The following is a 15,562-nucleotide window of genomic DNA, read 5'->3' as shown; positions in this document are numbered from 1 at the left end:
AGACTCAAATGTTGGACTACATTTCAAATTCACAGCAAAGCGTTCACAAGCATTCCAGCTGCAACCACTACACACAGGCTGGCAAACCCCACCTGCAAGGTGCGTGCGGCAATCACCGAGCACAGGCGCCGGCCGATCAGCATGCCGACGATGCTCGCCACGATAAACACCCAGCCCACGGGTTCGATGCGCACACCGGCATGGAACGCGCCGGCCACGCCGATCAGCGAAATCAGGCTGATCACCATCAGCGACGTGGCGACGATGCCGCGCATCTGCACGTCGGTGAGTTGCTTGAACGCCGGTACGATCAGAAAGCCGCCGCCCACCCCGAGCAACCCCGAGACGGCCCCCGTCACGGCGCCCAGTGCGGCCAGGGTGGCACTGCATTTGGCGGTCCAGGCCAGACGCCCGGTCTGTTGATTGAGCATGCAGTTCTTCTGGCCCCAGGACGCCGCGCCATGGTCACTCGGCCCGGCCTCAAGCTTTTCGCGCTGCAACATGCGCCAGGCCACCAGCACCATCAGCGCACTGAACAGGCCCATCAGCACCGGCTCCGGCAACTGGTGGGCGAGAAACACCCCCAGCGGCGAAAACAGTGCGCCGAGCAACGCGATCAACAGCGCGGCGCGGTAACGCACCAGGCCGTGACGTAACCCGTCAATCGCCCCGACGGCCGCTGCCGCCCCCACCGCCAGCAACGACACCGGCGCGGCCTGGGTCATCGTCAAGCCCAGCCCCAGCACCAGCGCCGGCACCCCGAGGATGCCGCCGCCCGCGCCGGTCAGGCCCATGACCAGGCCCATCAACACGCCTAAAACGCTTGCCAGCAGCATTCAGTCCACCTTGCTCAGACGGGTCAGCCACTCGCGGCCCTTGAGCATGCCGTTCCAGTAGAACCACGGCAGCAATGTGGCTTTGAGGAACCACATAGAACGCCGTGCCCGGGTCGGGTCGAGGGGAAAGGTCGGCAGCAGCTTGCCGCCGTAACCGAACTCGGCCAGCACCACCTTGCCCTTCTCCACCGTCAGCGGGCACGAACCGTAGCCGTCGTACTTGAGCGGCAGCGGCGCCTGTTTGCGCAGGGCGAGCAGGTTTTCGGCGACCACCACGATTTGCTTGCGCACGGCGGCGGCGGTCTTGGCGTTGGGGGTGCCGCACACATCGCCCAGGCCGAAGATGTGCGGGTAGCGCAGGTGTTGCAGGCTGTGGGGGTTTACCTCGCACCAGCCGGCAGCGTCGGCCAACGGGCTGTGGCGGATGAAATCCGGCGCGACTTGCGGCGGCACCACGTGCAGCAGGTCAAAGGTTTTTTCCTCCAGCGTGACGTTGCCCTCGGCGTCCTTCACCTCGAACCAGGCCTTGCGCGCCGGGCCATCGACCTTGACCAGATTGGCGTTGAACGCCAGGCGCGCATGGTATTTCTCCACGTACTTCATCAACGGCGGCACAAAGGTCGCCACGCCGAACAGCGCCGCGCCGGCCAGGTTGAATTCGACGTCGATGTGCTTGAGGTCGCCCTGCCTGAGCCAGTGATCGCAGGACAGGTACATGGCCTTTTGCGGTGCACCCGCACATTTGATCGGCATGGCCGGCTGGGTAAAGATCGCCTTGCCGCCCTTGAGTTGCTGCACCCGTTGCCAGGTGTAGGCGGCGCTTTCGTAACTGTAATTGGAGGTGACGCCGTGCTGGCCCAGGGTCTCTTCCAGGCCTTCGACCTTCTCCCAGGCCAGGCGCAGGCCGGGGCAGACGATCAGGTGGTTCCAGGTCACCCGCTGGCCGCTGTCGAGCACCAGGGTGTGCTCATCCGGCAGCAACTCGGTAACGGCAGCCTGCACCCAGGTGACGCCATTGGGCAGCACGTCGGCCAGGGGACGCCGGGTCTTTTCCAGGTCGTAGGCGCCGCCGCCGACCAGGGTCCAGGCCGGCTGGTAGCAGTGATGATCGCTGGGTTCGATAAGGGTGATGTTGAGGTCGGGGTCGCGCTTGAGCAGGCTGGCCAGCAGGCCGATGCCTGCCGAACCGCCGCCGATGACGACGATATCGCCACTGATGGTTGGCCCCCAGTGTTGGTCGGTCATGGTCTATTGCCTTTTATCGTCAATGCACACAAGGGTCGCTGCCGTATGGCGTCACGCCCAGCTTTTTATCACCGCGCCGCAGTAAAGACCGGACAGTGTCTTCATCACTTGGATCACTTCATGGCTGGCCAGCCCGTAGAAGATGTACTTGCCTTCGCGACGGGTGGCGACCAGCCCTTCGTCACGCAGGATGCCCAACTGCTGTGACAGCGTTGGCTGGCGTACGCCGGTCATGGTTTCCAGCTCGCCGACGTTGCGCTCGCCCTGGGTCAACTGGCACAGGATCAACAAACGATCCTCATTGGCCAGGGCCTTGAGCAAGGCACAGGCCTTGGACGCCGACGCGCGCAATTGGGCGACTTCGCCTTCACTCAGAGTAGATTCCATTTGCCTCGGGTCCTTTGCGTCACTTAAGCTCAAAACATTATGTGTAAATGTAAAGTGATTGTAATCACTTTTTTCAACATCAGGGGCAGCCGTCATGTCAGCGTTGATTCATTCCTTTCTGGACGAGGCGTCGTCGACCTACACCTACGTCGTCTATGAAACGCACGGCGGCCCGTGTGCCATCGTCGATTCGGTGCTCAACTACGACCCGGCCTCCGGGCGCACCGACACCGTTCAGGCCGACAAGGTCATTGCCTTTGTGCGTGAGCACGGCTTGCAGGTGCAATGGCTGCTGGAAACCCACGCCCATGCCGACCACCTGTCGGCCGCGCCGTACCTGCGCCGCACCCTGGGCGGCAAGATCGCCATCGGCCAAAGCATCAGCAAGGTGCAGGACGTGTTCAAGCATCTTTTCCACCTGGAGCCGGAGTTTCGCGTCGATGGCTCGCAGTTCGACCACCTGTTCGCGCCGGATGAAATCTTCCACATCGGCACCATCAAGGCCCAGGCCCTGCACGTGCCCGGGCATACCCCGGCGGACATGGCCTACCTGATCGACGACCGCTTGATCCTGGTGGGCGACACCCTGTTCATGCCCGATGTCGGCACCGCCCGCTGCGACTTCCCCGGCGGCGATGCGCGCCAGCTGTATGCGTCGATGCGCAAGCTCTTGGCCTTTGCCCCCGATACCCAACTGTACGTGTGCCACGACTACCCGCCCGAAGGCCGCGAGGCCAAATGCCTGACCACTGTGGCGGAGCAGCGCGCGGGCAATATCCATGTGCATGACGGAGTGGATGAAGCGGCGTTCGTGGCGATGCGCACCCAGCGCGATGCCGGGCTGGGGATGCCCACGCTGTTGTTGCCGGCGATCCAGGTGAATGTGCGGGCCGGTCATATGCCGCCAGCGGAGGAGAACGGGGTGGTGTACTTGAAGATTCCGTTGAACCAGCTCTAAAGCCGTCCTGCCTGGCGTCCATGCCATTCCATGCTCCGGGGGTGCTGCGCAGGTGCGATCAGGCTACGGCAAATTTCGACACGATCTGCTTGAGGTCCACCGCCAGCCTCGACAGTTCCTGGCTGGCGATCGAGGTCTGGCCGGCCGCCGAAGAACTCTGGATGGAAAGATCACGGATGCTGATCAGGTTCTGGTCCACCGAACGGGCCACGTGGGCCTGTTCCTCGGAGGCCGTGGCGATCAACAGGTTGCGGTCATTGATATCGGTAATGGCTTCGGTGATCTGAGTAATCGCCAGGCCCGCTTCATGGGCAATCTTCAAGGAGTCCACCGCTTCGTTGCGGTTGAGGGCCATGGAAGACACCGCTTCGCTGGAGCACGTCTGGATTTTCGCGATCATCTGCTCGATTTCCTGGGTCGAGGTCTGCGTTCTGTGGGCCAGGGCCCGCACCTCGTCGGCCACCACCGCAAAGCCCCGGCCCTGCTCCCCTGCCCTGGCGGCTTCAATGGCGGCGTTCAAGGCCAGCAGGTTGGTTTGCTCGGCAATCGAGCGGATCACTTCAACCACCCGGGCAATATCCTGGGCCTGCCTGGCCAGCCCTTCGACTTCGACGCCGGTCTGCTGCACCGTGGCGCTGAGTTTCTCGATGGAGGCGATGGTTTGCGTCACACGCTCCTGGCCCACTTTGGCCGAGCGTTGGGAGTCCTGGGTGGACTGGGACGCTGACACCGCATTGCGCGCCACTTCTTCAACTGCTGCCGTCATTTGGTTAACCGCCGTGGCGGCCTGATCGGTTTCCATGCTTTGGCGTTCAATACCGGCACTGGACTCGCGGGTGATGGCGCTCATCTCCTCCGCCGCCGCCGCCAATTGCCCGGACGCCTCGGAGATGTGCTGCAAGGTACTTTTCAGGTTCATTTGCATGGACGCCGTGGACCGTTGCAACGCGGTCAACTCGTCATTGCCATTGATGGCAATCGCCACGCGCAGATCGCCGTCGGCGATCTTGCCGGTCGATACCAGCAATTCACGCACCGGAGTAATGATGCTGCGAGTAAACAGGCTTGCTACCACGACGGTGATCAGCAAGGAGGCGGCCATCAATATCCAGGTGAACAGACGCGCCGCGTCATATTCGCTGGAAGCCACCTGCACCGCCGCCTTGGAGCCCCGTTCATTCAACGCGATCAACTCGCTGATGGAACGCTGCACATCCAGGGCAATCGGCCCGTTGACTTCGCGCAGGTAGGTCGACATCTGTTCAGCGGACAGGGTGGAGGCTTGCGCAAGAAATTCGTCCATCTTCTGGCTGTAGTTCTTTATGCCGGTTAAGGCGTCGTTGTACTTGGCCTGTTCTTCGGGGCTCGAGACTAAAGGCCCATAACGCTCGGCAACATCGAGGGCTTCCGTACGGGTCGCCTTGAGTTTTTCCAGGGAGGCCGGATCCTGGCGGCTGATATCCATGACATAACGACGTAGATCGAGACGAAGTTTATAAAACGCCGAATCTATTTCACCCGCCAAACGAATACTGGGGAGCCAGTTAGTTTCGATTTCAACCGTCGACGAATAGACCTTATCGACTTTTATCAGGGTCATTGCGCCTTGTATCAGCAGCAAAAGGCACACCAGGCCAAAACACAGTGTGGTACGGAAGTTCAACTTCAAGGCTCTCATGGACATCGCGGCTTACCCCTTTCCTGGGCCGCGAACTTCACGGCCTGATGGAGGCCAATGTGTTGAAATGCTTGTGAAAAATACGTGACCGCTGATGCAATTTTTCATTAACCAAAAATAAAAAGCCCGCCCTGATTATTACTTGGCTAACTATCAGGATCAGCGGTGCAGCCCCCTATTGAGATCAAACCATTAATCCACCCGGCGGCAATGGCAGCGCCGTCTTGTAGCGCACTTGCTTGAGGGCAAAGCTCGAGCGGATGTTGGCGACACCCGGCACCTTGGTCAGAAAGTCCATCATGAAACGCTCCAGCGACTGGATCGTCGGCACCAATACCCGGATCAAATAGTCCGGGTCGCCGGCCATCAAGTAGCACTCCATCACCTCGGGCCGGTCGGAAATCGCGCCTTCGAACTGCTGCAACGCCAGCTCGTTCTGCTTTTCCAGGCTCACATGGATAAACACGTTGACGTGCAGCCCCAGCAAATCGGCGTCGAGCAGGGTGACTTGCTCGCGAATCAGGCCCAGTTCCTCCATCGCCTTGACCCGGTTGAAACAGGGTGTGGGCGACAGGTTGACCGAGCGGGCCAGGTCGGCGTTGGTAATCCGCGCATTCTCCTGCAGGGCGTTGAGAATGCCGATATCGGTACGGTCCAGTTTGCGCATGAGACAAAATCACCTGTTTATTATGTTTATGCAGGTTTTTTATCCGCAAATGATCGCGGGCGCAATAAAACACAGATAAATATTCTTCTACGCCACGCCTATGATTGTTGTAGGACAAGATTTCTCTTACCCGGAGACTGACTGTCAGCTAGCGCGCCCACTACAAGAAATTCACAAGATCGAGCGTAGAAAGCCATGAATCAGCCGTATGCCCCACTGCGCCTGCACGTTCCCGAACCCTCGGGCCGCCCAGGCTGCAAGACCGACTTTACCTACCTGCGCCTGACCGACGCAGGCACCGTGCGCAAACCCGCCATCGACGTAGAACCCGCCGACACCGCCGACCTGGCCAAGGGCCTGATCCGCGTGCTCGACGACCAGGGCCAGGCCTTGGGGCCATGGGCCGAAGGGGTTCCCGTTGAAGTCCTGCGCAAAGGCATGCGCGCCATGCTCAAGACGCGGATCTTCGACAACCGCATGGTGGTCGCCCAGCGTCAGAAAAAAATGTCGTTCTACATGCAAAGCCTTGGCGAAGAAGCCATCGGCAGCGCCCAGGCCCTGGCCTTGAACATCGACGACATGTGCTTCCCCACCTACCGCCAGCAAAGCATCCTGATGGCCCGCGACGTGCCGCTGGTGGACCTGATCTGCCAGCTGCTGTCCAACGAGCGCGACCCGCTCAAGGGCCGCCAGTTGCCGATCATGTACTCGGTCAAGGATGCAGGCTTCTTCACCATCTCCGGCAACCTCGCCACCCAATTCGTACAGGGTGTGGGCTGGGGCATGGCCTCGGCGATCAAGGGCGATACCAAGATCGCCTCGGCCTGGATCGGCGACGGCGCCACCGCCGAATCCGACTTCCACACCGCCCTCACCTTCGCCCACGTGTACCGCGCCCCGGTGATTCTCAACGTGGTCAACAACCAATGGGCCATCTCCACCTTCCAGGCCATCGCCGGTGGTGAAGCCACCACCTTCGCCGGACGCGGCGTCGGCTGCGGCATCGCCTCCCTGCGCGTGGACGGCAACGACTTTATCGCGGTGTACGCCGCCTCCGCCTGGGCCGCCGAGCGTGCGCGCCGCAACCTCGGCCCAACCCTGATCGAATGGGTCACCTACCGTGCCGGTCCGCACTCCACTTCGGATGATCCGTCCAAATACCGCCCCGCCGACGACTGGAGCCACTTCCCGCTGGGCGACCCGATTGCCCGCCTCAAGCAGCACCTGATCAGGATTGGCGAGTGGTCCGAAGAGGAACACGCGGCAGTCAGTGCCGAACTGGAAGCCGAGGTGATCGCCGCGCAGAAACAGGCCGAACAGTACGGCACCCTGGCCGGTGGCCAGATCCCAAGCGCCGCGACCATGTTCGAAGACGTCTATAAAGAGATGCCGGAGCACTTGAAGCGCCAGCGTCAGGAGTTGGGGATCTGACATGAACGATCACAACAACAGCATCGAATTGGAAACCGCCATGACCACCACCACCATGACCATGATCCAGGCCCTGCGCTCGGCCATGGATGTGATGCTTGAACGTGATGACAACGTGGTGGTGTTCGGCCAGGACGTCGGTTACTTCGGCGGTGTATTCCGCTGCACCGAAGGCTTGCAGACCAAATACGGCAGCTCGCGGGTGTTCGACGCACCGATCTCCGAAAGCGGCATCATCGGCGTGGCCGTGGGCATGGGTGCCTATGGCCTGCGCCCGGTGGCCGAAATCCAGTTCGCCGACTACGTCTACCCCGCCACTGACCAGATCATCTCCGAAGCGGCGCGCCTGCGTTATCGCTCGGCCGGCCAGTTCACCGCGCCCTTGACCATGCGCATGCCCTGCGGCGGCGGCATCTACGGCGGCCAGACCCACAGCCAGAGCATCGAAGCGGTGTTCACCCAGGTCTGCGGCCTGCGCACGGTGATGCCGTCCAATCCCTATGACGCCAAGGGCCTGCTGATCGCCTCCATCGAAAACGATGACCCGGTGATCTTCCTTGAACCTAAACGCCTGTACAACGGCCCGTTCGACGGCCACCACGACCGCCCGGTAACACCGTGGTCGAAACACCCGCAAGCCCAGGTGCCGGACGGTTACTACACGGTGCCGCTGGACGTGGCCGCCATCGTGCGCCCTGGCTCGGCTGTCACTGTGCTGACCTACGGCACCACTGTGTATGTGTCGCAGGTCGCCGCCGAAGAAACCGGCATCGACGCCGAAGTCATCGACCTGCGCAGCCTGTGGCCGCTGGACCTGGACACCATCGTCAAGTCCGTGAAGAAGACCGGCCGTTGCGTGGTGGTGCACGAAGCCACCCGTACCTGCGGCTTTGGTGCCGAGTTGGTGGCACTGGTGCAGGAGCATTGCTTCCACCACCTGGAAGCGCCGATCGAACGCGTCACCGGTTGGGACACCCCCTACCCGCACGCGCAGGAGTGGGCGTATTTCCCAGGCCCGTCCCGAGTGGGCGCGGCGTTGAAACGGGTCATGGAGGTCTGAATGGGCACGCACGTTATCAAGATGCCGGACATTGGCGAAGGCATCGCGGAAGTTGAATTGTCGCAGTGGCATGTGAAGGTCGGCGACATGGTCGTCGAAGACCAGGTGCTGGCGGATGTGATGACCGACAAGGCGATGGTGGATATTCCCTCGCCGGTCCATGGCAAGGTGATTGCCCTCGGCGGCGAGCCGGGTGAAGTCATGGCGGTGGGCAGTATCCTGATCAGCATTGAAGTAGAAGGTGCGGGCAATGCCAAGGACGTGCCCGTGGTGGCGGAGCCGGTGAAAGCGGCTGCCGTTGTCGAGGCCAAGCCGGCACCGGTGGTCGAAAACAAGCCCGCACCGGTGGCAGCCGCACAGGCCCCCGTGGCCCGCGATGCCGACGAACGCCCCCTGGCTTCCCCCGCCGTGCGCAAGCATGCGCTGGATGCCGGGATTCAACTGCGTCTGGTACAGGGCTCCGGCCCCGCCGGGCGGATCCTGCACGAAGACCTCGAGGCCTATCTGCAACAAGGGGCTTCAAAGCCTTCGACGGCCGCCAATCCTTACGCCGAACGCAACGACGAAGAACAGATCCCGGTGATCGGCATGCGCCGCAAGATCGCCCAGCGCATGCAGGACGCCACCCGGCGCGCCGCGCATTTCAGCTATGTGGAAGAGATCGACGTCACCGCCCTCGACGAGCTGCGCGTGCACCTCAACGAGAAGCACGGCGCCACGCGCGGCAAGCTGACGTTGCTGCCGTTTATCGTGCGCGCCATGGTCGTGGCGCTGCGGGAGTTCCCGCAGATCAACGCGCGCTACGACGACGAAGCCCAGGTCATCACCCGCCTCGGCGCGGTGCATGTGGGCGTCGCCACCCAAAGCGACGTCGGCCTGATGGTGCCGGTGGTGCGTCACGCCGAAGCCCGCAGCCTGTGGGGCAACGCCGAGGAAATCGCGCGCTTGGCCAGCGCCGCACGCAATGGCAAGGCCAGTCGCGATGAACTGTCCGGTTCGAGCATTACCCTGACCAGCCTTGGCGCCCTGGGCGGCATCGTCAGCACCCCGGTGCTGAACCTGCCGGAGGTGGCCATCGTCGGCGTCAACCGCATCGTCGAGCGGCCGATGGTGATCAAGGGCCAGATCGTGATCCGCAAGATGATGAACCTCTCCAGCTCCTTCGATCACCGCGTGGTCGATGGCATGGACGCGGCGCAATTCATCCAGGCCATTCGCGGCCTGCTCGAACAACCCGCCAGCCTGTTCCTGGAGTAAGGGCATGACCCAGACATTGCATACCACGCTGCTGATTATCGGCGGCGGCCCTGGCGGTTATGTGGCCGCCATTCGTGCCGGCCAGCTGGGCATCCCGACCATCCTGGTGGAAGGCCAGGCGTTGGGCGGCACCTGCCTGAACATCGGCTGCATTCCGTCCAAGGCCTTGATTCACGTGGCCGAGCAGTTCCAGCAAACCGTGCACCACAGCCAGGGTTCCCGGCTGGGAATCGAGGTGGATGTGCCGACCCTGGACATCCGCAAAAGCGTGGAATGGAAAGACAGCATCGTCGACCGCCTGACCACCGGTGTCGCTGCGCTGCTTAAAAAGCACAAAGTGCAGGTGATCCATGGCTGGGCCAAGGTGGTAGACGGCAAGACCGTCGACGTCGGCGACCAGCGCATCCAGTGCGAACACCTGTTGCTGGCCACCGGATCGAAAAGCGTCAACCTGCCGATGCTGCCGATCGGCGGGCCGATCATCTCCTCCACCGAAGCCCTGGCGCCAACCCGCCTGCCCAAGCGCCTGATTGTGGTGGGCGGAGGCTACATAGGCCTGGAGCTGGGGATTGCGTATCGCAAGCTCGGCGCCGACGTGAGTGTGGTCGAAGCTCAGGATCGTATCCTGCCGGCCTACGACGCCGAGCTGACGCAACCGGTGCACGAATCGCTCAAGCAGTTGGGCGTGAAGCTGTACCTCAAGCACAGCGTGATGGGTTTCGAGCACAACAGCCTGCAAGTGCGCGATCCGAATGGCGACACGTTGTCGCTGGCGACGGACCAGGTGTTGGTGGCCGTTGGTCGCAAACCCAACACCCAGGGTTGGAACCTTGAGGCGCTGAACCTGGAGATGAACGGCGCGGCGATCAGGATCGACAGCCGCTGCCAGACCAGCATGCGCAATGTGTATGCCATCGGCGACCTGAGCGGCGAGCCGATGCTCGCCCACCGAGCGATGGCCCAGGGTGAAATGGTTGCCGAACTGATCAGCGGTCAACACCGCGAATTCAACCCGGCGGCGATCCCGGCGGTGTGCTTCACCGACCCGGAACTGGTGGTGGTCGGCAAGACGCCCGATGAAGCCAAGGCCGCCGGCCTGGACTGCATCGTGTCGAGCTTCCCGTTTGCCGCCAACGGCCGCGCGATGACCCTGGAGTCGAAAACCGGCTTCGTGCGGGTGGTGGCGCGACGGGACAATCACCTGATTGTTGGCTGGCAAGCAGTCGGCGCCGGCGTGTCCGAGCTGTCCACCGCCTTCGGCCTGAGCCTGGAAATGGGCGCGCGCCTGGAAGACGTGGCCGGCACCATCCACGCCCATCCGACGCTCGGCGAGGCGGTGCAGGAAGCTGCGCTGCGGGCCCTGGGCCACGCGTTGCACCTGTAAATAAACACCCCCTGTAGGAGCGAGCTTGCTCGCGAAGAACCTGAGGGCGCCGCGTTCATTCTGGTTTGACGCGTTATCGTTGACGATTTTCGCGAGCAAGCTCGCTCCTACAAGGGACGCGGGGGATGCGAACGGGCCCGGGAATGAAGTATTGTTGCGCCCATTCAGAAAAAAACCGACTTGACCAAAGATAGAGGGTGTCATGGGTAACGAAAGCATCAATTGGGACAAGCTGGGTTTTGACTACATCAAGACCGACAAGCGGTTTCTCCAGGTCTGGAAAAACGGCGAATGGCAAACCGGCACCCTGACCGACGACAACGTGCTGCACATCAGCGAGGGCTCTACCGCCCTGCACTACGGCCAACAGTGCTTCGAAGGCCTCAAGGCCTACCGCTGCAAGGACGGCTCGATCAACCTGTTCCGCCCGGACCAGAACGCCGCGCGCATGCAGCGCAGCTGCGCCCGCCTGCTGATGCCGCACGTCCCGACCGACGCGTTCATCGACGCGTGCAAGCAAGTGGTCAAGGCCAACGAGCGATTCATCCCGCCGTACGGCAGCGGCGGCGCGCTGTACCTGCGCCCGTTCGTGATCGGCACCGGTGACAACATCGGCGTGCGCACCGCGCCGGAGTTCATCTTCTCGGTGTTCTGCATTCCGGTCGGCGCCTACTTCAAGGGCGGCCTGGTGCCCCACAACTTCCAGATCTCCACCTTTGACCGCGCCGCGCCACAGGGCACCGGTGCCGCCAAGGTCGGTGGCAACTACGCCGCCAGCCTGATGCCGGGCTCGGAAGCGAAGAAATCCGGTTTCGCCGATGCGATCTACCTGGACCCGATGACCCACTCGAAAATCGAAGAAGTCGGCTCGGCCAACTTCTTCGGGATCACCCACGACAACCAGTTCATCACACCGAAGTCACCTTCGGTGCTGCCAGGCATCACCCGCCTGTCGCTGATCGAACTGGCCCAGACCCGCCTGGGCCTGGAAGTGGTCGAAGGCGAGGTATTTATCGACAAGCTGGATCAGTTCAAGGAAGCCGGTGCCTGCGGGACTGCGGCAGTGATCTCGCCGATCGGCGGTATCCAGTACAACGGCCAGTTGCATGTGTTCCACAGCGAGACCGAAGTCGGCCCGATCACCCAGAAGCTCTACAAAGAGCTGACCGGCGTGCAGACCGGCGACGTCGAAGCGCCAGCGGGTTGGATCGTAAAAGTCTAAGCCAGTAGCACCGCAAAACCCTGTGGGAGGGGGCAAGCCCTAATGCCAGTCAGTTAAGCGTACATCGCCTCCTGTAGGAGCGAGCTTGCTCGCGAAAAACGTCAACGATAACGCGTGCTTCCTGAATGAACGCGGCGCCTGTGAGTTTTTCGCGAGCAAGCTCGCTCCTACAAAAAGCCTTAACTGACTGGCATTAGGGCAAGCCCCCTCCCACATTTGCTCTCCGGTGTATTCAAGATTCTTTCGGGATATTCTCGTCAATCTTCTTGCCCATGCTGATCCTCGGCTCCACCCCATACCCCAGCGCCTCATAGAACCCCACCACCGCCTCATTGCCACCGGTGATCTGCAGGTTGATCTTCATGCAGCCCAGGGCCGTCAGTACCTGTTCCGCATGCCGCACCAGCGAGGAACCGAGGCCATGACGCCGATAGCCCGGGTGCACGGCCACCGAGTACAACCAGCCGCGATGACCGTCGTAGCCGGCAAGCACCGTCCCGATAACAGTCTTTTTGTCCGTCGCCACAAAAAACAGCCCGTCATTGACCGCCAGTTTCTTATCGATCGTCAGGGTCGGCAGGTTATGCGCCGTGTCATACCCAAACGCCTCCTGCCATAACGCCACCACTTGCCCACGGTGCTGGCGGTCGCGATACGGACCGATGGGATGGCGCGACAACAGCGCTTTCTCCATCACCAACGTGCGCTCATTGCCGTGGTAGACGTCACGTACCGTGTGAAAACCCAGCTTGGTGTAGAACGGCTCGGCGGTCAGCGAGGACGGCACACTCAGCGTCGTCACCCCCGCTTCCCGCGCCCGCAGTTCGATTTCAATCATCAGCAACCGGCCAATGCCCTGCCCTTGCAGCGTCGGGTTGACGAACACCGAACGCACCACATTGGCATCCAGGGCCGCCGTGGCGACGATCACCCGGTCCTGGACCGCCACCAGCACCACACGGCGCTTGAGCAGGTCGAGCACCGCGTCCGGGGTGAAGTTGCTGGCCACCCGGGCAATCACATCCGCCGGATAGTCCCGCGCATTGCTGCTGTGCAAGGCCGCCAGGATGACCTGGCTGATCCCTTCGGCATCGTCGGATTGGGCAAGACGTACGACGGTAGACATGATTCCTCCTGGCTGACGGCGTTATTACAGTGGCCACTGTACCAATGTGGGAGGGGGCTTGCTCCCGATGGCGGTGCGCCAGTTGATGGATTGAGTGACTGATATACCGCAATCGGGGGCAAGCCACCCTCCCACATTTTGACCGCGCTCCAGCTCCCACCGCCGATTCGGCTGCCTCACCCCCCTTTTCAGCTTTCCCGGCTGAGCCGCCCCTTGGTTTCAGCCGGGATTCCCCTGCCACAGCGAACAAAATAGCCCCACTGCTCAACCCCATGGATTCGTGCACCCATGCAAACCACCAACACCGTCCTGATGATTCGCCCGGCGCGCTTTGCCTTCAACCCGGATACCGCGATCAACAACCGTTTCCAACGCCCACCCCTCGACCCGCTCAGTGCACAGCAGAAAGCGCTGGAAGAGTTCGACGGCTATGTCGACACCCTGCGCCGGCACGGCGTGGAAGTGCTGGTGGTGCAAGACACTCCGGCGCCCCACACACCCGACTCGATCTTCCCCAACAACTGGTGGAGCAGCCACGCCGACGGCAGCCTGGTGCTGTACCCGATGGAAGGCCAGAACCGCCGACTGGAACGTAACAAAGGCGTGCTGCAAGTGCTGGAGCAGCGCTTTGCGATCAAGGACACCATCGACCTCAGCCACCTCGAACAACAGAACATCTTCCTCGAAGGCACCGGCAGCATGGTGCTCGACCGCCAGCACCGCATCAGCTACGCCTGTCACTCCGGGCGCACCCACCACGACGCGCTGCGCCAGTTTGCCGAACGCCTCGACTACCGGCTCTGCGTCTTCCACGCCGTCGACCGCCACCACGCACCGATCTACCACAGCAACGTGATGATGAGCGTCGGCCGCGACCTCTCGGTGGTGTGCCTGCAAGCGCTGCCCGACGCCGACGAACGCCAGGCCCTGGAACGCTCGCTGCGCGACACCGGCAAAGACATCCTCGGCCTCGACTTCGACCAGCTCGAAGCCTTCGCCGGCAACATGCTCGAAGTCCACGACCGCGACGGCCAGCCGCTGCTGGTGATGTCTGCCAGTGCCTGGGGCGCGCTGCAACCGGCCCAGCGCCGGCATGTGGAGCGCCACACCCGGCCGGTGGTGGTGAACATCGACAACATCGAACGCATCGGCGGCGGCAGTGCCCGCTGCATGCTGGCAGAAGTGCATCTGCCCGCCCGTCCCTCATTTCAATAAGGAGTCTTGCCATGACCCGCTATATCGACGTCAACGACCTCAGCTATCTGGTTTCGCAAAAAGGCCTGCACACCTGCATCACCGAGATGGCCGAGTACATCCGCGCCGACTACCTGCGCTGGCAGGACTTTGAGAAATGCGCACGCCTGGCCAACCACTCGCCGGATGGCGTGATCGAGTTGATGCCGGTGTCCGACGCCTCGCTGTACGCCTTCAAGTACGTCAACGGCCACCCGAAGAACACCTTGGCCGGCATGCTCACCGTAATGGCCTTTGGTGCCCTCGGTGACGTCGACACCGGCAAACCGGTGCTGCTGGCGGAAATGACCCTGACCACTGCCATTCGTACCGCCGCCACGTCGGCCCTGGTGGCCCGCTACCTGGCCCGCGCCAACAGCCGCAGCATGGCGTTGATCGGCAACGGCTCCCAGAGCGAATTCCAGGCCCTGGCCTTCCACGCCATGCTCGGCATCAACGAGATCCGCCTGTTCGACATCGACGCCAAGGCCACCGCCAAGCTGGCAGCCAATCTCAAGGCGTTCCCGGCAATCAAGGTGATCCTGGCCGGCAGCGTGGCCGAAGCGGTCAAAGGCGCGGACATCGTCACCACTGTCACCGCCGACAAGGCCTACGCGACCATCCTCACCGACGACATGATCGAGCCCGGCATGCACCTCAACGCCGTGGGCGGCGACTGCCCGGGCAAGACCGAACTGGACCGCCGCATCGTCGAGCGCGCCCGTGTGATCGTCGAGTACGAACCGCAAAGCCGCATCGAAGGTGAAATCCAGCACATGCCGGAAGACTCGCCGGTGATCGAGTTGTGGCAGGTCATCAACGGCCAGGTCGCCGGCCGCGAGCATGAGCGCCAGGTCACCCTGTTCGACTCGGTGGGCTTTGCCATCGAAGACTACTCGGCCCTGCGCTATGTGCTGGACGTGGCCAAGGCCCTGGATGTCGGCAGCGAGCTGGAACTGGTGCCGGACCTGGCCGACCCCAAGGACTTGTTCGCACGCCTGGCCCAACAGCCTCGTGCACAGCACAAAAAGCGCGCCTGAGACCGCTCTGGCCTGCCCCTTTGCGCCAAGGGCAGGCC

14 protein-coding genes and 1 pseudogene are annotated in these 15,562 nt (G+C 62.3%); 8 read left to right on the top strand and 7 right to left on the bottom strand.

The window, feature by feature from the left end; all coding sequences use genetic code 11:
• Positions 1–29 precede the first annotated feature (29 nt).
• The 3 genes from PspCFBP13509_RS18640 to PspCFBP13509_RS18630 are packed head-to-tail and all read right to left on the bottom strand — an operon-like array spanning position 30 to position 2,468.
• On the bottom strand, positions 30–836 hold the full coding sequence (locus tag PspCFBP13509_RS18640; RefSeq protein ID WP_065948421.1) for a sulfite exporter TauE/SafE family protein: 807 nt from the start codon (positions 834–836) through the stop codon (positions 30–32).
• Positions 837–2,081 (bottom strand): NAD(P)/FAD-dependent oxidoreductase, encoded by a 1,245-nt coding sequence (locus PspCFBP13509_RS18635; protein WP_137212477.1) that lies wholly within the window; start codon positions 2,079–2,081, stop codon positions 837–839. It abuts the gene before it with no gap.
• Positions 2,082–2,132: 51 nt separating this feature from the next.
• Positions 2,133–2,468 (bottom strand): ArsR/SmtB family transcription factor, encoded by a 336-nt coding sequence (locus PspCFBP13509_RS18630; RefSeq protein WP_017527038.1) that lies wholly within the window; start codon positions 2,466–2,468, stop codon positions 2,133–2,135.
• A gap of 94 nt (positions 2,469–2,562) precedes the next feature.
• Here PspCFBP13509_RS18630 and PspCFBP13509_RS18625 point away from each other — a divergent pair, with 94 nt between their 5' ends.
• Positions 2,563–3,426 carry an MBL fold metallo-hydrolase gene (locus tag PspCFBP13509_RS18625; protein WP_137212476.1) on the top strand — a complete coding sequence of 288 codons (864 nt, stop codon included), beginning with the start codon at positions 2,563–2,565 and terminating at the stop codon, positions 3,424–3,426.
• A gap of 58 nt (positions 3,427–3,484) precedes the next feature.
• On the opposite strand, the gene PspCFBP13509_RS18620 is transcribed toward PspCFBP13509_RS18625, so the two are convergent.
• Both PspCFBP13509_RS18620 and PspCFBP13509_RS18615 read right to left on the bottom strand, forming a co-directional pair.
• Positions 3,485–5,104: a methyl-accepting chemotaxis protein gene (locus PspCFBP13509_RS18620; protein ID WP_074847237.1), complete on the bottom strand. Its 1,620-nt coding sequence runs from the start codon at positions 5,102–5,104 to the stop codon at positions 3,485–3,487.
• A gap of 184 nt (positions 5,105–5,288) precedes the next feature.
• A complete protein-coding gene (locus PspCFBP13509_RS18615; RefSeq protein ID WP_027606189.1) occupies positions 5,289–5,771 on the bottom strand; it encodes an Lrp/AsnC family transcriptional regulator in 483 nt (160 codons plus the stop codon).
• 195 nt (positions 5,772–5,966) lie between these two features.
• Between PspCFBP13509_RS18615 and PspCFBP13509_RS18610 the strand changes: the two genes are divergently transcribed.
• The 4 genes from PspCFBP13509_RS18610 to lpdA are packed head-to-tail and all read left to right on the top strand — an operon-like array spanning position 5,967 to position 10,903.
• Positions 5,967–7,202, top strand: coding sequence for a 3-methyl-2-oxobutanoate dehydrogenase (2-methylpropanoyl-transferring) subunit alpha (locus tag PspCFBP13509_RS18610; RefSeq protein WP_137212474.1), 1,236 nt, complete (start codon positions 5,967–5,969; stop codon positions 7,200–7,202).
• Position 7,203: 1 nt separating this feature from the next.
• Positions 7,204–8,262, top strand: a complete 1,059-nt coding sequence (locus PspCFBP13509_RS18605; protein WP_065884833.1) for an alpha-ketoacid dehydrogenase subunit beta — start codon at positions 7,204–7,206, stop codon at positions 8,260–8,262.
• Complete coding sequence (locus PspCFBP13509_RS18600; RefSeq protein WP_137212473.1) at positions 8,263–9,519, top strand: dihydrolipoamide acetyltransferase family protein; 1,257 nt, start codon at positions 8,263–8,265, stop codon at positions 9,517–9,519.
• Positions 9,520–9,523: 4 nt separating this feature from the next.
• Positions 9,524–10,903 (top strand): dihydrolipoyl dehydrogenase, encoded by a 1,380-nt coding sequence (lpdA, locus tag PspCFBP13509_RS18595; protein WP_137212472.1) that lies wholly within the window; start codon positions 9,524–9,526, stop codon positions 10,901–10,903.
• A 12-nt stretch (positions 10,904–10,915) separates the two neighbouring features.
• Here lpdA and PspCFBP13509_RS31765 read toward each other — a convergent pair.
• Positions 10,916–11,002: pseudogene (locus PspCFBP13509_RS31765) on the bottom strand (outer membrane lipoprotein carrier protein LolA); the annotation flags it as partial.
• Between the two features lie 103 nt (positions 11,003–11,105).
• Here PspCFBP13509_RS31765 and PspCFBP13509_RS18585 point away from each other — a divergent pair.
• On the top strand, positions 11,106–12,125 hold the full coding sequence (locus PspCFBP13509_RS18585) for a branched-chain amino acid aminotransferase (protein ID WP_065940198.1): 1,020 nt from the start codon (positions 11,106–11,108) through the stop codon (positions 12,123–12,125).
• Positions 12,126–12,357: 232 nt separating this feature from the next.
• Here PspCFBP13509_RS18585 and PspCFBP13509_RS18580 read toward each other — a convergent pair whose 3' ends face one another.
• Complete coding sequence (locus PspCFBP13509_RS18580; RefSeq protein WP_137212471.1) at positions 12,358–13,251, bottom strand: GNAT family acetyltransferase; 894 nt, start codon at positions 13,249–13,251, stop codon at positions 12,358–12,360.
• Positions 13,252–13,539: 288 nt separating this feature from the next.
• Between PspCFBP13509_RS18580 and ctlX the strand changes: the two genes are divergently transcribed.
• Complete coding sequence (gene ctlX, locus PspCFBP13509_RS18575) at positions 13,540–14,466, top strand: citrulline utilization hydrolase CtlX (RefSeq protein ID WP_065948429.1); 927 nt, start codon at positions 13,540–13,542, stop codon at positions 14,464–14,466.
• An 11-nt stretch (positions 14,467–14,477) separates the two neighbouring features.
• A complete protein-coding gene (locus PspCFBP13509_RS18570) occupies positions 14,478–15,524 on the top strand; it encodes an ornithine cyclodeaminase (protein ID WP_065948430.1) in 1,047 nt (348 codons plus the stop codon).
• Positions 15,525–15,562 lie beyond the last annotated feature (38 nt).

It is taken from the genome of Pseudomonas sp. CFBP13509 (assembly GCF_005233485.1).
Classification (GTDB): domain Bacteria; phylum Pseudomonadota; class Gammaproteobacteria; order Pseudomonadales; family Pseudomonadaceae; genus Aquipseudomonas; species Aquipseudomonas marginalis.
The sequence above is the reverse complement of the archived record's forward strand: the minus strand, read 5'-3'. Positions and strand labels throughout refer to the sequence as shown.

What these genes read in the sequence shown, in the direction of transcription:
- PspCFBP13509_RS18640 (WP_065948421.1), bottom strand. Translation starts at nt 836, where the DNA reads ATGCTGCTGGCAAGCGTTTTAGGCGTGTTGATGGGCCTGGTCATGGGC.
- PspCFBP13509_RS18635 (WP_137212477.1), bottom strand. Translation starts at nt 2,081, where the DNA reads ATGACCGACCAACACTGGGGGCCAACCATCAGTGGCGATATCGTCGTC.
- PspCFBP13509_RS18630 (WP_017527038.1), bottom strand. Translation starts at nt 2,468, where the DNA reads ATGGAATCTACTCTGAGTGAAGGCGAAGTCGCCCAATTGCGCGCGTCG.
- PspCFBP13509_RS18625 (WP_137212476.1), top strand. Translation starts at nt 2,563, where the DNA reads ATGTCAGCGTTGATTCATTCCTTTCTGGACGAGGCGTCGTCGACCTAC.
- PspCFBP13509_RS18620 (WP_074847237.1), bottom strand. Translation starts at nt 5,104, where the DNA reads ATGAGAGCCTTGAAGTTGAACTTCCGTACCACACTGTGTTTTGGCCTG.
- PspCFBP13509_RS18615 (WP_027606189.1), bottom strand. Translation starts at nt 5,771, where the DNA reads ATGCGCAAACTGGACCGTACCGATATCGGCATTCTCAACGCCCTGCAG.
- PspCFBP13509_RS18610 (WP_137212474.1), top strand. Translation starts at nt 5,967, where the DNA reads ATGAATCAGCCGTATGCCCCACTGCGCCTGCACGTTCCCGAACCCTCG.
- PspCFBP13509_RS18605 (WP_065884833.1), top strand. Translation starts at nt 7,204, where the DNA reads ATGAACGATCACAACAACAGCATCGAATTGGAAACCGCCATGACCACC.
- PspCFBP13509_RS18600 (WP_137212473.1), top strand. Translation starts at nt 8,263, where the DNA reads ATGGGCACGCACGTTATCAAGATGCCGGACATTGGCGAAGGCATCGCG.
- lpdA (WP_137212472.1), top strand. Translation starts at nt 9,524, where the DNA reads ATGACCCAGACATTGCATACCACGCTGCTGATTATCGGCGGCGGCCCT.
- PspCFBP13509_RS18585 (WP_065940198.1), top strand. Translation starts at nt 11,106, where the DNA reads ATGGGTAACGAAAGCATCAATTGGGACAAGCTGGGTTTTGACTACATC.
- PspCFBP13509_RS18580 (WP_137212471.1), bottom strand. Translation starts at nt 13,251, where the DNA reads ATGTCTACCGTCGTACGTCTTGCCCAATCCGACGATGCCGAAGGGATC.
- ctlX (WP_065948429.1), top strand. Translation starts at nt 13,540, where the DNA reads ATGCAAACCACCAACACCGTCCTGATGATTCGCCCGGCGCGCTTTGCC.
- PspCFBP13509_RS18570 (WP_065948430.1), top strand. Translation starts at nt 14,478, where the DNA reads ATGACCCGCTATATCGACGTCAACGACCTCAGCTATCTGGTTTCGCAA.